Source organism: Arenibacter sp. F26102 (assembly GCF_023015865.1).
Classification (GTDB): Bacteria; Bacteroidota; Bacteroidia; order Flavobacteriales; family Flavobacteriaceae; genus Arenibacter.
In genome coordinates, this window is the sequence record NZ_JALKBC010000002.1 from 182333 (window position 1) to 197257 (window position 14925).

The 14925-nt window shown below is 38.0% G+C and carries 25 protein-coding genes; all 25 read left to right on the forward strand.

Going from position 1 to position 14925, the window contains the following annotated elements:
* Positions 1–7 precede the first annotated feature (7 nt).
* Entirely contained in the window at positions 8–730 is a 723-nt protein-coding gene (gene rpsC, locus MWU78_RS03280) for a 30S ribosomal protein S3 (RefSeq protein ID WP_072865350.1), read from the forward strand.
* A 20-nt stretch (positions 731–750) separates the two neighbouring features.
* A complete protein-coding gene (rplP, locus tag MWU78_RS03285; RefSeq protein ID WP_246994955.1) occupies positions 751–1170 on the forward strand; it encodes a 50S ribosomal protein L16 in 420 nt (139 codons plus the stop codon).
* 17 nt (positions 1171–1187) lie between these two features.
* Positions 1188–1379, forward strand: a complete 192-nt coding sequence (rpmC, locus tag MWU78_RS03290) for a 50S ribosomal protein L29 (RefSeq protein ID WP_103440709.1) — start codon at positions 1188–1190, stop codon at positions 1377–1379.
* Between the two features lie 13 nt (positions 1380–1392).
* Positions 1393–1650, forward strand: coding sequence for a 30S ribosomal protein S17 (rpsQ, locus tag MWU78_RS03295; protein ID WP_031445107.1), 258 nt, complete (start codon positions 1393–1395; stop codon positions 1648–1650).
* 2 nt (positions 1651–1652) lie between these two features.
* Positions 1653–2021 carry a 50S ribosomal protein L14 gene (gene rplN, locus MWU78_RS03300; RefSeq protein WP_111624287.1) on the forward strand — a complete coding sequence of 123 codons (369 nt, stop codon included), beginning with the start codon at positions 1653–1655 and terminating at the stop codon, positions 2019–2021.
* Between the two features lie 13 nt (positions 2022–2034).
* Positions 2035–2349 carry a 50S ribosomal protein L24 gene (gene rplX / locus MWU78_RS03305; protein ID WP_103440707.1) on the forward strand — a complete coding sequence of 105 codons (315 nt, stop codon included), beginning with the start codon at positions 2035–2037 and terminating at the stop codon, positions 2347–2349.
* Between the two features lie 2 nt (positions 2350–2351).
* Positions 2352–2903 (forward strand): 50S ribosomal protein L5, encoded by a 552-nt coding sequence (rplE, locus tag MWU78_RS03310; RefSeq protein ID WP_246994958.1) that lies wholly within the window; start codon positions 2352–2354, stop codon positions 2901–2903.
* A gap of 1 nt (position 2904) precedes the next feature.
* Positions 2905–3174, forward strand: a complete 270-nt coding sequence (gene rpsN / locus MWU78_RS03315) for a 30S ribosomal protein S14 (RefSeq protein ID WP_246994960.1) — start codon at positions 2905–2907, stop codon at positions 3172–3174.
* A gap of 67 nt (positions 3175–3241) precedes the next feature.
* Entirely contained in the window at positions 3242–3640 is a 399-nt protein-coding gene (rpsH, locus tag MWU78_RS03320; protein WP_246994962.1) for a 30S ribosomal protein S8, read from the forward strand.
* A 20-nt stretch (positions 3641–3660) separates the two neighbouring features.
* On the forward strand, positions 3661–4203 hold the full coding sequence (gene rplF / locus MWU78_RS03325) for a 50S ribosomal protein L6 (RefSeq protein WP_187582457.1): 543 nt from the start codon (positions 3661–3663) through the stop codon (positions 4201–4203).
* A gap of 11 nt (positions 4204–4214) precedes the next feature.
* On the forward strand, positions 4215–4571 hold the full coding sequence (rplR, locus tag MWU78_RS03330; protein WP_246994964.1) for a 50S ribosomal protein L18: 357 nt from the start codon (positions 4215–4217) through the stop codon (positions 4569–4571).
* A gap of 7 nt (positions 4572–4578) precedes the next feature.
* Positions 4579–5103: a 30S ribosomal protein S5 gene (gene rpsE / locus MWU78_RS03335; protein ID WP_103474398.1), complete on the forward strand. Its 525-nt coding sequence runs from the start codon at positions 4579–4581 to the stop codon at positions 5101–5103.
* A gap of 13 nt (positions 5104–5116) precedes the next feature.
* Positions 5117–5296: a 50S ribosomal protein L30 gene (gene rpmD / locus MWU78_RS03340; protein ID WP_072865343.1), complete on the forward strand. Its 180-nt coding sequence runs from the start codon at positions 5117–5119 to the stop codon at positions 5294–5296.
* Positions 5297–5311: 15 nt separating this feature from the next.
* The gene (rplO, locus tag MWU78_RS03345; protein ID WP_187582453.1) at positions 5312–5764 is read left to right on the forward strand and encodes a 50S ribosomal protein L15; all 453 of its coding nucleotides are present in this window, start codon (positions 5312–5314) and stop codon (positions 5762–5764) included.
* 12 nt (positions 5765–5776) lie between these two features.
* Positions 5777–7120 (forward strand): preprotein translocase subunit SecY, encoded by a 1344-nt coding sequence (secY, locus tag MWU78_RS03350; protein WP_187582451.1) that lies wholly within the window; start codon positions 5777–5779, stop codon positions 7118–7120.
* Between the two features lie 3 nt (positions 7121–7123).
* A complete protein-coding gene (gene infA / locus MWU78_RS03355; RefSeq protein WP_013751343.1) occupies positions 7124–7339 on the forward strand; it encodes a translation initiation factor IF-1 in 216 nt (71 codons plus the stop codon).
* 9 nt (positions 7340–7348) lie between these two features.
* A complete protein-coding gene (gene ykgO, locus MWU78_RS03360) occupies positions 7349–7465 on the forward strand; it encodes a type B 50S ribosomal protein L36 (RefSeq protein ID WP_013621733.1) in 117 nt (38 codons plus the stop codon).
* A gap of 2 nt (positions 7466–7467) precedes the next feature.
* Positions 7468–7842 carry a 30S ribosomal protein S13 gene (gene rpsM / locus MWU78_RS03365; RefSeq protein ID WP_111624280.1) on the forward strand — a complete coding sequence of 125 codons (375 nt, stop codon included), beginning with the start codon at positions 7468–7470 and terminating at the stop codon, positions 7840–7842.
* A 13-nt stretch (positions 7843–7855) separates the two neighbouring features.
* Positions 7856–8248: a 30S ribosomal protein S11 gene (rpsK, locus tag MWU78_RS03370; RefSeq protein WP_103440698.1), complete on the forward strand. Its 393-nt coding sequence runs from the start codon at positions 7856–7858 to the stop codon at positions 8246–8248.
* Positions 8249–8350: 102 nt separating this feature from the next.
* Positions 8351–8956: a 30S ribosomal protein S4 gene (gene rpsD, locus MWU78_RS03375; protein WP_246994966.1), complete on the forward strand. Its 606-nt coding sequence runs from the start codon at positions 8351–8353 to the stop codon at positions 8954–8956.
* A 17-nt stretch (positions 8957–8973) separates the two neighbouring features.
* A complete protein-coding gene (locus MWU78_RS03380; protein ID WP_246994968.1) occupies positions 8974–9966 on the forward strand; it encodes a DNA-directed RNA polymerase subunit alpha in 993 nt (330 codons plus the stop codon).
* Between the two features lie 57 nt (positions 9967–10023).
* Positions 10024–10560, forward strand: a complete 537-nt coding sequence (gene rplQ / locus MWU78_RS03385) for a 50S ribosomal protein L17 (RefSeq protein WP_246994970.1) — start codon at positions 10024–10026, stop codon at positions 10558–10560.
* Between the two features lie 96 nt (positions 10561–10656).
* The gene (gene carA, locus MWU78_RS03390; RefSeq protein ID WP_246994972.1) at positions 10657–11769 is read left to right on the forward strand and encodes a glutamine-hydrolyzing carbamoyl-phosphate synthase small subunit; all 1113 of its coding nucleotides are present in this window, start codon (positions 10657–10659) and stop codon (positions 11767–11769) included.
* 117 nt (positions 11770–11886) lie between these two features.
* A complete protein-coding gene (gene eno / locus MWU78_RS03395) occupies positions 11887–13179 on the forward strand; it encodes a phosphopyruvate hydratase (RefSeq protein WP_246994974.1) in 1293 nt (430 codons plus the stop codon).
* 153 nt (positions 13180–13332) lie between these two features.
* Entirely contained in the window at positions 13333–14874 is a 1542-nt protein-coding gene (locus MWU78_RS03400) for a glycogen/starch synthase (RefSeq protein ID WP_246994976.1), read from the forward strand.
* Positions 14875–14925: the final 51 nt, after the last annotated feature.

The window sequence follows — 14925 nt, forward strand, 5'->3', positions numbered from 1 at the left end:
ATTTAGTATGGGACAGAAAACAAATCCAATCGGAAATCGTCTAGGAATTATCAGAGGATGGGAGTCTAACTGGTACGGTGGAAACGATTATGGTGATAAACTTGCCGAAGACGATAAGATCAGAAAATATGTTCATGCTCGTTTGGCAAAAGCAAGTGTGTCTAGAATTATTATTGAGCGTACTCTAAAATTGATTACGGTTACCATTACCACAGCAAGACCAGGTATTATTATTGGGAAAGGTGGTCAAGAGGTAGATAAATTAAAAGAGGAGCTTAAGAAGATTACGGATAAGGAAGTTCAGATCAACATTTTTGAGATCAAAAGACCTGAATTGGACGCTAATCTAGTTGCTGCCAGTGTAGCACGTCAAATAGAAAGTAGAATTTCTTTTAGAAGAGCTATCAAGATGGCGATTGCAGCTGCAATGAGAATGAACGCTGAAGGGATTAAAATTCAGATATCTGGACGTTTGAACGGCGCTGAAATGGCAAGATCCGAATCTTATAAAGATGGTAGGATTCCCTTGTCTACTTTTAGAGCCGATATAGACTACGCTTTGCATGAAGCACATACAACCTATGGAAGATTGGGTATTAAAGTATGGATCATGAAAGGTGAGGTTTATGGAAAAAGAGAACTTTCTCCTTTGGTAGGTATGGCAAAGAGCCAATCTCAGGGAAAAGGTGGAAAGCAAGAAGGACCGAAGAAACAACGTCGTAGAAAGTAATTTTTTAAAGAAGTAAAGAAATGTTACAGCCAAAAAGGACTAAGTTCCGCAAAATGCAGAAAGGTCGTATGAAAGGGATCACCGGTAGGGGTCATCAACTTTCAAACGGTATGTTTGGTATAAAATCAATGGATACCTCTTTTATAACATCGCGCCAGATTGAAGCAGCTCGTATTGCGGCAACTAGGTACATGAAAAGAGAAGGCCAATTATGGATAAAAATATTTCCGGACAAGCCTATTACCAAAAAACCGTTAGAGGTTCGTATGGGTAAAGGTAAAGGTGCTCCAGAATATTTTGTAGCTGTGGTATTGCCAGGACGGATTATGTTCGAGATTGCCGGTGTTTCTCTTGATGTAGCAAAAGAAGCTTTGCGTCTTGCGGCACAGAAACTACCAGTAAGAACAAAATTTATTATTGCTAGGGACTATTCTGCTTAATATAATTGCAAGGAATCATGAAACAATCAGAAATAAAAGAATTATCAGTTGAGGGGTTAAAAGAAAAGAGTGCTGAGTTTAAAAAACAGTATTTCGATTTAAAATTGGCCCATTCTGTTACACCATTGGAAAATCCTTTACTTATTAGGAAAGTGAGAAGAACTGTGGCGAGATTGGCAACTGAATTAACTAAAAGGGAATTACAATAATTGGTTCTGCTTTATGGAAAAAAGGAATTTAAGAAAAGAGAGAATAGGAGTTGTAACTAGCAACAAAATGGAGAAATCAGTAGTGGTTTCAGAAGTTAAACGTGTTAAGCACCCTATGTACGGAAAGTTCGTGTTGAAAACTAAGAAATATGTTGCACACGATGAAAAGAACGATTGCAATATTGGCGATACTGTTAAGATAATGGAGACTCGTCCATTGAGTAAGACCAAATGTTGGAGACTAGTGGAAATCATTGAAAGAGCTAAATAATTATGTTACAGCAAGAATCTAGACTAAAAGTAGCGGATAATACGGGGGCGAAAGAAGTTTTGACCATTCGTGTGTTGGGAGGTACAAAAAGGAGATATGCGTCTGTTGGGGATAAAATTGTAGTTGCCGTTAAGGAAGCTACTCCTAATGGAGCTATTAAAAAAGGTGCGGTTTCCACAGCAGTTGTTGTTAGAACAAAAAAGGAAGTTAGGAGACCTGATGGTTCTTATATTCGTTTCGATGATAATGCCTGTGTACTTTTAAACCCAACAGGGGAAATGAGGGGAACACGTGTTTTTGGACCGGTGGCTAGGGAACTTCGTGATAAGCAATTCATGAAAATTGTATCATTGGCTCCAGAGGTGCTTTAATAAAAATAGCAAAATGGGAAAATTAAAAATCAAAACAGGGGATACTGTTAGAATTGTAGCCGGAGACCACAAAGGGGTAGAGGGTAAGGTTGTAAGTGTAGACCGTGAAAAGAACAAGGCGATCGTTGAAGGTGCCAATATGGTTTCTAAACACGAAAAGCCTAGTGCTAGCAATCCTCAAGGAGGGATTGTTAAGAAAGAGGCTCCCTTACAAATATCCAATCTGTCATTGATCGATCCAAAATCAGGAGAGACCACTAGAGTTGGATTTGAGGTAAGAGATGGTAAGAAAGTAAGATTTTCTAAGAAATCTAAAGAAGTAATTTAGTTATGGCCTACGTTCCAAGATTAAAACAGGAATATAAAGAAAGAGTTGTTAAGGCTCTTAAAGAGGAGTTTGGTTACAAAAATGTAATGCAGGTTCCTAAATTAGAAAAAATTGTTGTTAGTAGAGGTGTTGGTGCCGCTGTTGCGGACAAAAAACTTATTGACCATGCGGTAGATGAGTTGACCAATATTACTGGACAAAAAGCAATTTCAACGATGTCTAAAAAGGATGTTGCTGCATTTAAATTACGTAAGGGGATGCCAATTGGGGCAAAAGTAACCTTACGTGGAGAGAGAATGTACGAATTCTTGGATAGATTGGTGACTTCTGCTTTGCCTAGGGTAAGGGATTTCCAAGGGATTAAGGCCACTGGTTTTGATGGAAGAGGGAATTATAATCTTGGTATTACAGAGCAAATAATATTTCCAGAAATAAACATTGATAAAATTAACAGAATCAATGGTATGGATATTACATTTGTAACCTCTGCAGAAACAGATAAAGAAGCTAAATCATTATTAACCGAATTAGGACTACCTTTTAAAAAGAATTAGTATGGCTAAAGAATCCATGAAGGCCCGTGAGGTCAAAAGAGCTAAGACTGTAGCAAAATATGCTGAGAAAAGAAAGGCCTTAAAAGAGGCTGGTGATTATGAAGGGTTACAAAAATTACCTAAAAATGCTTCACCTGTTCGTATGCACAACCGTTGTAAGATAACTGGAAGACCTAGAGGTTACATGAGAACCTTCGGGGTATCTAGGGTTACTTTTAGGGAGATGGCCAATAACGGTCTTATACCTGGAGTTAGAAAAGCTAGCTGGTAATAAAAGAGTATAAACTGGTTCCAGGTTTAACAATAGTGTTAAAAACCGTTACCGTAAATCAATAATTATGTTTACAGATCCAATTGCGGATTATTTGACTAGAATTAGAAATGCAAGCAGTGCTGGCCACAGAGTGGTGGAGATTCCTGCATCTAATTTAAAGAAGGAAATTACTAAAATATTATTCGATCAAGGATATATTTTAAGCTACAAATTTGAGGATAATGCGGTTCAAGGGGTTGTTAAGATAGCCTTGAAATATGACAAATTCACTAAGGAGCCGGTTATAAAAAAAATTAAGCGAGTTAGTACACCAGGACTTAGAAAATATGTTAACTCGCAGGAGTTGCCAAGAGTATTAAATGGTCTTGGTATTGCAATTATTTCTACTTCCCATGGTGTAATGACCAGCAAGCAGGCAAAGCTTGAGAATGCAGGTGGGGAAGTATTATGTTATGTTTATTAATACTATAAAGATTTAGAATAATGTCTAGAACAGGTAATAATCCAATAGCAATTCCAGAAGGAGTAACCGTAGAGGTTAAGGAAGATGTTATTACCGTAAAAGGTAAGTTGGGAGAACTCTCCCAAGAATTTTCTGGTGCTGCTGTTAAGGTTGAGGATGGTCAAGTTTTTGTTACAAGACCTTCAGATTCCAAGGAGCATAAAGCGAAACATGGTCTTTATAGATCTTTGTTTTATAATATGATCGAAGGAGTTTCTAAAGGATGGGTAAAGGAATTGGAATTGGTAGGGGTAGGATATCGCGCCAGTAACCAAGGACAAACATTGGACCTAGCTTTAGGGTTTTCACACAACATCGTTTTGGATGTGGCTTCAGAGGTAAAAGTTGAAACTGTATCCGAAAAAGGAAAGAATCCAATAATAAAGCTAAGTTCGCATGATAAGCAATTAGTGGGGCAGATTGCCGCTAAGATTAGATCCTTGCGTAAGCCAGAACCTTACAAAGGAAAAGGAATTAAGTTCGTTGGCGAACAATTAAGAAGAAAAGCTGGTAAATCGGCTTAATAATTAGCATTATGGGATTAACGAAGACTGAAAGAAGACTACGTATCAGAAGGAGAATTAGAAAAATTTCCTCAGGTACTGCAGAAAGGCCAAGGCTAGCTGTTTTTAGAAGTAATACTGGAATATACGCTCAGATTATTGATGATGTAGCCGGAACAACTATAGTGTCCGCTTCCTCAAGGGATAAGGCTTTAGCTAAAGTTAAAGGAACTAAAACAGAAGTGGCTAACCAAGTTGGTAAGGCGCTTGCCGAAAAGGCAAAAGAAGCAGGAATAGAAGCTGTTGCTTTTGATAGAGGTGGTAATTTATACCATGGAAGAGTAAAATCATTAGCCGATGGCGCTAGGGAAGCTGGATTAAAATTCTAAGAATATTATGTATCAGAAATACAAAAACGTAGAGACTGTTAAGCCGGGAGGTTTAGAATTAAAAGATAGATTGGTTGGGGTACAACGTGTTACCAAAGTTACTAAAGGTGGTAGAGCGTTCGGATTTTCTGCTATCGTTGTGGTAGGTGATGAAAATGGTGTTGTAGGTCATGGTCTAGGTAAGTCTAAGGAAGTTGCTACGGCAATTGCCAAGGCTATAGAAGATGCTAAAAAGAATCTTATTAGAATTCCATTGAACAAAGGTACTTTACCGCACGAACAAAAAGGGAAATTCGGTGGAGCTAGAGTTTATATCCAGCCTGCATCGCATGGTACCGGGGTAATTGCAGGTGGTGCAGTTAGAGCGGTATTGGAAGCAGTAGGTGTACAGGACGTATTGTCTAAATCACAAGGTTCTTCCAACCCTCACAACGTAGTAAAAGCTACTTTTGATGCTCTTTTGCAGCTTAGAGGTGCAAAGACAGTTGCTAACCAAAGAGGTATTTCTTTAGAAAAAGTTTTTAAAGGATAAAACCAAGAATATAATGGGAAAGATTAAAGTAAAACAGGTAAAGAGCAGTATTAAAAGAGCTCAAAATCAAAAGAGAACATTAGAAGCTCTTGGTTTACGTAGAATAGGACAGGTGGTTGAACATGATGCTACCTCTAATATTCTTGGGATGATAAATAAAGTTAAACACTTAGTTTCCACAGAGGAAGCTTAATATAATTTTAGTGTTATGAATTTAAGTAATTTAAAACCAGCGGATGGTGCTGTCCAAAAAGCCGGTAAAGTCGTAGGTAGAGGTCAAGGTTCCGGTAAGGGAGGTACTGCTACCAGAGGGCATAAAGGAGCTAAATCCAGATCTGGTTATTCTAAGAAAATTGGTTTCGAAGGTGGTCAAATGCCATTACAGAGACGTGTACCAAAGTTTGGTTTCACGAATATCAATAGAAAGGATTATGCTGGAATCAATCTAGAGAAATTACAGGAATTGGTAGATAAAGGGGCTATTAAGGATACGGTGACTTTAGATACACTTTTTGAAAATGGATTGGTTGGTAAAAACGATTTGGTTAAGATTCTTGGCAATGGAGAGCTAAAGGCTTCCCTTAAAGTTTCTGTACATAAATTTACAGCTACCGCAAAGGCTGCTATTGAGGCTGCAGGTGGTGAGGCTATAAGTTTATAAGCAAAGAATACTATGAAGAAATTTTTCGAGACATTATCAAATATTTGGAAGATTGAGGAACTAAAGGGTAGAATTATTATTACCCTTGGTTTGCTTTTGGTGTATCGTTTTGGTGCCCAAGTTGTTCTTCCAGGTATTGATTCTACCCAGTTGGGTGCATTGGCGGCCAGTACTGATAGTGGTATATTGGGAATATTGAATGCCTTTACTGGAGGTGCGTTATCAAATGCTTCGGTTTTTGCATTGGGTATTATGCCCTATATTTCAGCATCTATTGTAGTGCAGTTAATGGGTATAGCCATTCCTTATCTTCAAAAGTTGCAGAAGGAAGGTGAAAGCGGAAGAAAGACAATCAATCAAATTACCAGATGGCTTACCATCGGTATATGTATTGTTCAAGCTCCTGCTTATTTGTATAGTTTGGGAGCCTTAGGTGTTCCTGAAAGTGCATTTGTATTTGGAAAGGGACTTAATTTTATTATCCCATCGGTAATAATTTTGGTTGCTGGAACAATTTTCGCAATGTGGTTGGGTGAGAAAATTACCGATAAAGGTATTGGTAACGGTATTTCCCTATTGATTATGGTTGGTATCATAGCCAATATGCCTCAGAATTTTGTTCAAGAATTTATATCAAGAACCGCAAATAACAACGGTGGACTTATGTTCATGCTTATTGAGGTTATTATATGGTTCGTTGTAATCCTATTATGTGTACTGTTGGTGATGGCTACTCGTCAGATTCCGGTTCAGTATGCAAGAAGAACAGCTTCCGGTGGTTATGAAAAGAATATCATGGGATCTAGACAGTACATTCCTTTAAAATTGAATGCTTCTGGAGTTATGCCTATTATATTTGCACAGGCTATTATGTTTGCGCCAGGACTTTTGGGTAAGACATTTAATAACACGGCGGTTGGACAATGGATGGAGGTTCAGTTCCAGGACATTTTCGGATTGGCTTACAATCTTTTGTTCGGGTTTTTGATCATCGTTTTCACCTATTTCTATACGGCGATTACGGTACCTACCAATAAGATGGCCGATGACTTAAAAAGAAGTGGTGGTTTTATTCCGGGAATTAGACCAGGAAAGGAAACTGGGGATTTCTTGGATAAGATAATGTCATTGATTACATTACCAGGATCTGTATTCCTTGCGTTATTGGCGGTATTGCCGGCAGTAATCGTGAAGCTTATGGATGTGCAGGCAGGCTGGGCATTGTTTTACGGCGGAACATCATTGCTGATTATGGTAGGTGTTGCGATCGATACAGTACAACAGGTAAATTCATATTTGTTGAATAGACATTACGACGGATTGATGAAATCAGGTAAAAATAGAAAGGTAGCATAGATTATGGCTAAACAGGCAGCGATAGAGCAGGATGGAAGCATAATTGAGGCATTGTCAAATGCCATGTTCCGCGTGGAGTTGGAAAACGGTCATGTGGTAACGGCGCATATCTCTGGAAAAATGCGTATGCATTATATTAAGTTACTTCCAGGGGATAAGGTTAAGCTCGAAATGAGCCCTTACGATTTGAGTAAAGCAAGAATTACATATAGATATTAAGTAAATAGGATGAAAGTTAGAGCATCAATTAAGAAAAGAAGTGCCGAGTGCAAGATTGTACGTAGAAAAGGCAGATTGTACGTAATTAATAAAAAGAATCCTAGATTTAAACAAAGACAAGGGTAATTATGGCAAGAATTGCAGGTGTAGACATACCAAAACAGAAAAGAGGGGTAATAGCCCTAACCTATATCTTTGGTATAGGAAAAAGTAGGGCTAAGGAGATTTTATCTACTGCCCAAGTAAGTGAGGATACCAAAGTATCTGAATGGAACGATGATGAGATTGGTCGTATTCGTGAGGCAGTTTCTTCTTTGACTATAGAAGGAGAATTGCGTTCCGAAAACCAATTGAACATTAAGCGTTTAATGGATATAGGTTGTTATAGAGGTATTCGCCATAGATCGGGTCTGCCTTTAAGAGGTCAACGTACCAAGAACAACTCTAGGACAAGAAAAGGTAAGAGGAAAACAGTTGCTAACAAGAAGAAGGCAACTAAATAATAATTAGGATATTATGGCAAAGGCAAGTGCAAAAGCAGCAAAGAAGCGTAAGGTTATAGTAGAGTCTGTGGGTGAAGCCCATGTTACTGCTTCTTTTAATAATATTATTATTTCTTTAACCAATAAGAAGGGTGACGTAATTTCTTGGTCTTCAGCTGGTAAAATGGGTTTCAGGGGTTCTAAAAAGAACACTCCTTATGCAGCTCAAATAGCTTCTGAGGATTGTGCTAAAGTTGCTCACGAAGCTGGTTTAAGAAAGGTAAAGGTTTATGTAAAAGGACCAGGAAATGGTAGGGAATCTGCTATCCGTTCTATACATAACTCAGGAATTGAGGTTACAGAGATCATCGATGTAACTCCAATGCCTCACAATGGTTGTAGACCACCAAAAAGAAGAAGAGTATAATTAATAGTAATCAATTGCCCCTAGGGGTATTTCAAGGAGATGTAGATACGATTATCGAAGGATAAGCCTTAATTCATGATCACATTTCCAAACTAAAAGAAAATGGCAAGATATACAGGACCAAAAACAAAAATCGCCCGTAAATTCGGTGAAGCGATTTTCGGAGATGATAAATCTTTTGAGAAAAGAAATTATCCTCCAGGACAACACGGTAATAACAGACGTCGTGGTAAAAAGTCTGAATACGCTATCCAGTTAATGGAAAAGCAAAAAGCAAAATACACTTACGGTATTTTGGAAAAACAATTCCGGAACATATTCGCGAAAGCAAATAGAAGTAAAGGAGTAACTGGTGAGGTATTACTTCAATTATGTGAATCCCGTTTAGACAACGTTGTTTACAGAATGGGTATCTCTCCTTCTAGGAGTGGTGCAAGACAATTGGTTTCCCATAGACATATTACGGTTAATGGAGAGTTGGTAAATATACCATCCTATACCTTAAAAGCTGGTGATGTTGTTGGTGTTAGGGAAAAATCAAAGTCTTTAAAAGCGATCGATGATTCACTTTCTGCAAATAGCAGCGTGTACGAATGGATCACTTGGAATTCTGAAAAAATGGAAGGTAATTTTGTTTCCGTTCCAGAAAGAATGCAAATTCCAGAGAATATCAAAGAACAATTAATAGTCGAGTTATACTCTAAATAAACAACACTGATCCAATTATGGCATTATTAAATTTTCAGAAGCCCGATAAAGTTATAATGATTGATTCCTCCGATTTCGAAGGTAAATTCGAATTTCGACCATTGGAACCAGGTTATGGCCTAACTGTTGGGAACGCATTAAGAAGAGTTTTGCTTTCGTCCTTGGAAGGTTTTGCTATCACTTCTGTTAGAATTGATAAGGTGGAACATGAGTTCTCTGTAATTTCCGGTGTTGTGGAAGATGTTACCGAAATCATTCTAAATCTTAAACAGGTTCGTTTCAAAAGACAGATAGATGACGTTGACAGCGAAACTGTATCTATTTCCGTTAGCGGAAAGGAACAATTGACTGCAGGTGATTTTCAAAAATTTATTTCTGGTTACCAAGTATTGAACCCAGATTTGATTATTTGTAACATGGACCCCAAGGTTAGCATTAACATGGAGGTTACCATAGATAAAGGTAGAGGGTATGTGCCGGCAGAGGAAAATAAAAAGTCCAATGCACCATTAGGTACAATTGCCGTAGATTCTATCTTTACTCCTATAAAAAATGTAAAGTACAGTATAGAAAACTTTCGTGTAGAACAAAAGACCGATTATGAGAAATTGGTTTTTGAAATTGCAACCGATGGTTCAATTCATCCAAAAGAGGCATTGACCGAAGGAGCTAAAGTTTTAATACACCACTTTATGTTGTTTTCCGATGAGCGTATTACCTTGGAGGCAGACGAGATAGCACAAACAGAGACGTATGATGAGGAATCATTGCATATGCGTCAACTATTGAAAACCAAATTGGTTGATATGGATCTTTCTGTTAGAGCATTGAACTGTTTAAAGGCAGCAGAAGTGGATACACTTGGAGATTTGGTTTCTTTCAATAAGAACGATTTAATGAAGTTTAGAAACTTTGGTAAAAAATCCTTGACCGAATTGGAAGAGCTGGTTATCAACAAAGGCTTAAGCTTTGGAATGGATTTGTCAAAATATAAATTGGATAAAGATTAATTGAACTTTCAAAGGAATTGGGAATATCAAGACTGAGAAAGAATATAGAAAAGAACAATGAGACACGGTAAGAAAGTTAATCATTTAGGAAGAAAGGCGGCCCATAGGAAATCTATGTTGGCAAACATGGCCTGTTCATTAATAGAGCATAAGCGAATTAATACAACTGTTGCTAAAGCAAAAGCTTTAAAGCAGTTTGTAGAACCATTGATTACCAAATCCAAAGCTGAAAATAATCAGTCTGTGGAAAAAGGTACCCATAATAGACGTATTGTTTTTAAAAGTCTTCGTGACAAGTACGCGGTGACAGAACTTTTCAGCAGTGTTGCTGAAAAGGTAGCAGACAGACCAGGTGGTTATACCAGAATTATTAAATTGGGTAATCGTCTTGGGGATAATGCTGACATGGCAATGATAGAGCTTGTGGATTTCAATGAAATTTACAATGCTGGTAAGCCTAAGAAACAAAAAACTACAAGAAGGGGTAGGAGCAAAAAAGTAGAGGATACCCCAGTTGTTGAAGAGGGAGCAAAAGTAGATGCTAAAGTTGAAACTAAGGCAGAAGAAAAAAAAGCTGATGATTCCCAAGAATAGAATTGTTATTAAATATTAATAATTGTTAAAGGATAAGCCTAAAAGCTTATCCTTTTTTTATGTTATTTTTGCAAAACGAAAATTGTAAGACCAAAAATGAAGTATCAAACAAGAAAAAAAGCAATACTGTTGCTGGCCGATGGGACCATTTTTCACGGTAAGGCCGTAGGAGACAAGGAAGGAACTGCCTTTGGAGAGGCTTGTTTTAACACTGGAATGACCGGTTATCAGGAAATATTTACGGATCCATCCTATTTTGGACAATTAATGGTAACCACAAATGCCCATATTGGCAATTATGGAGCCAATAACGAGGAGGTGGAATCCGATTCTGTGAAGATCTCAGGCTTAATATGTAAAAACTTTAGTTACAACTATTCCAGACCCGATGCTGATTTAAGTTTACAGGAATTTTTGGATAAAAATAATCTGTTTGCCATTTCCGATGTGGATACAAGGGCCTTGGTGGGTTATATCAGGGACAATGGTGCCATGAATGCTGTGATTTCTACGGATGTAGAGAATATAGAAGAACTTAAAAAGCAACTGGCAGAAGTGCCAAGTATGGAAGGCTTGGAGCTTGCTTCCAAAGTTTCTACCAAAGAACCATATTTCTACGGGGATGAGAATGCGAAATATAAAGTATCTGCCTTGGATATAGGAATTAAGAAAAATATTTTGCGGAATTTGGCCAAAAGAGGCGCATACATAAAAGTTTTTCCTTACAACGCAACTTTCAAGGAAATGAGTGCTTGGAATCCTGACGGTTATTTTATTTCCAATGGTCCAGGAGATCCGGATCCATTGCAAGAGGCAATAGCTTCCGCTAAAGAAATGATCAAATCGGACAAGCCACTGTTTGGAATTTGCCTGGGACATCAGGTACTGGCGCTGGCTAACGGGGTTTCTACCTATAAAATGCACAATGGGCATAGGGGTATTAATCATCCTGTTATGAATTTGGTAACAGGAAAGGGAGAGATTACTTCCCAAAATCATGGTTTTGCCATAAATAGGGAAGAGGCCGAATCCAATCCAGATTTGGAAGTAACCCATCTTCATCTTAATGACAACACCGTAGCTGGGATAAAAATGAAAAATAAAAATGTTTTTTCTGTTCAATATCACCCAGAAGCAAGTCCGGGTCCACATGATGCAGATTATCTTTTTGATCAATTTTTTGAAATGATCCAATCCACGGTAAACTAAAACGTTATAGTTTTAATTTATTGTTATTAATCCATCAATAAAGCTAATAATAGTGGGGTGAAAAGCGCTTCCTTTGCTATATTTGCATATTAAATTAACTAAAAAAAAGTAAGACATATGAGTATCATCCTAAGTGTTCATGCAAGACAAATTTTGGATTCAAGAGGTAATCCAACAGTAGAGGTAGACGTAATTACTGAAAATGGTGTTATGGGTAGGGCGGCAGTTCCGTCTGGAGCTTCTACAGGTGAACACGAAGCGGTAGAGCTTCGTGATGGAGGAAAATCTTTCATGGGTAAAGGAGTTGGAAAAGCGGTGAATAACGTAAATACTGTTATTGCTGAGGAGATACTGGGTATGTCCGTTTTTGAACAAAATTTGGTAGATCAAACTATGATCGATTTGGATGGTACGCCCAATAAATCGAAATTGGGTGCCAATGCCATTTTGGGCGTTTCCCTTGCTGTTGCCAAGGCAGCTGCCAATGAATTGGGATTGTCTTTATTTAGATATGTAGGTGGTGTAAGTGCCAATACCTTGCCAGTACCAATGATGAATATAATCAATGGAGGTTCGCATTCCGATGCTCCGATAGCTTTTCAGGAATTTATGGTAATGCCTGTTAAGGCCAATAATTTTTCGCACGCCATGCAGATGGGTACGGAAATTTTCCACAACCTTAAGAAAGTTTTACATGATAGGGGCCTTAGTACGGCAGTAGGTGATGAAGGTGGATTTGCACCAAACCTTGCCGGTGGCACAGAAGATGCATTGGATACTATTGCAAAAGCAGTGGAAAAGGCAGGATACAAATTAGGAGATGATGTTATGATCGCCCTGGATTGTGCCGCCGCAGAATTTTATGTAAATGGTAAATACGACTATACCAAATTCGAGGGTGATAAGGGAGTGGTAAGAACTTCTGAAGAGCAAGCCCAATATTTGGCAGAATTGAGCGCTAAATATCCCATTATTTCTATTGAAGATGGAATGGATGAGAACGATTGGGACGGTTGGAAGTCTTTGACCGAGAAAATTGGCGATAAAGTACAATTGGTTGGTGATGATCTATTCGTTACCAATGTTGAGCGTTTATCCAAGGGGATTAAGAATGGTATAGCCAATTCTATCCTTATCAAGGTAAATCAGATAGGAACATTAACAGAAACTATAGCTGCTGTAAATATGGCTAAAAACGCTGGATATACCTCCGTTATGTCTCATCGTTCTGGAGAGACTGAGGATAACACTATTGCAGATTTGGCCGTTGCTTTGAATACAGGTCAAATTAAAACAGGTTCAGCTTCCAGATCTGATAGAATGGCAAAATATAACCAATTGTTAAGAATTGAGGAAGAATTGGGAAGTACAGCTTATTATCCTGGAGTAAATGCCTTCAAGATAAAATAATACAACATTTTTATTGTCAAAAAAAAGCCATTCTGTACAGAATGGCTTTTTTTTTTAAATATCATGGAGGTTTGTTTACATATCAGAAATAAATAATTATATTATCATACTTATTATTAATAAACCAATTTGTACAACCAAATTCTAGATTAAATGAATAACTTTCTATTTGTAGCTGCGGAGAATGATGGTATTCCTAAATGTAAGGCCGGTGGCATGGGTGATGTGGTTAGGGATGTTCCTCGACAGATTTCGGAAAGGGGAGATACGGCACACGTTGTAGTGCCGTCCTATTCGAGATTGCATCAGAATGGAACTTTCATTACCAATCTAAATCTTAACTTGCGGGGAACGGTGTATGTTGCAGAGTTGTACGAAGTTGTCCCTAAAAAGGAGTTTGCGAATTTACATCATTATGTAATTCATCATCCGGAAATTACGGCTGGGGAAATAGGACATATATATCACGATGACCCGGAAGAAGCTTTTTATACGGATAATATTAAGTTTACTATTTTTTGTACTGCCGTGGCTGAGGCGATTAAAGTTGGGGCTTTTGGCGATTTGGATATTGTGCACATGCACGATTGGCATTCTAGCTTAGTATTGTTTTTGAAAACCTATCATCCCGAATATCAGGCGTTAAAGAAAATGCGGTATGTATATACCATTCACAATCTTGCCATTCAAGGGATACGCCCATTTTACGATAATTACTCATCACTTGGAAATTGGTTTCCCAGTATTCCCATAGATATACCGAGGTTAATGGATCATAGGTATCAAGACTGTATTAACCTAATGGCCGTCGGTATCCGGTTGGCAGATGCCGTTCATACGGTATCTCCCTCTTACAAGGAAGATGTACTTAGGCCAAGTGCTCCACCAGAATTTATAGGGGGAGAAAGCTTGGAATCGGACTTACAGGAAGCCAATAATCAAGGGAGGTTATTCGGTATTCTCAATGGTTCCAATTACAAGAATATTCGCGCAGCGGAAAAGGGATTATTGTATCGCAATACGGTAAAAGCTTTATTTAGATGGTTGCAGGAGGAATCCAAAAAGTATAAGGCCGATTTTTTGGCGCATACGGGTGAGAAAGTAATGGAATATGTTACGGACAAGCCTAAATTCATTGTCTCAAGTGTAGCCCGTTTAACGGAACAGAAGTTTTACTTTTTTAAACGTTCTCCTGAGGCTTTTGTTGAAATCCTTAAACGACTTAAAAAAGTTGATGGAATCTTTATGCTCTTGGGTACTGGTGCACCTGAATACGAGGAGTTATTTCGTCAATTGAGTTACGAACACAAAAACTTTATATTTACCAACGGACAATCAGAAGACTTGATCGATTCTATTTATTTGGAGACAGATCTCTATTTTATGCCCAGTTTGTTTGAACCTTGTGGCATTAGCCAAATGTTGGCCATGCGTAATGGCAACCCTTGCCTGGTACATAATACTGGTGGTTTGAGAGATACTGTCGAGCATATGAGAACAGGGTTCAGTTTTGACGGTAAGACCTATGACGACAAAATTAAAAATATGCTTGTTGTATTGGATCAGGCTTTGGACGTTTTTGTAAATGACAAGCCAAAGTGGAGGGAGATTCAGGACAATGCTAAAAAAATGAGGTTCACTTGGGAAAAATCGGTGGATGATTACTATAAATATTTATATTCCATTAATCAATAGATACACAATCATATTAGGTTTCGTGAAGATTTAATAATTATTCAATAAATA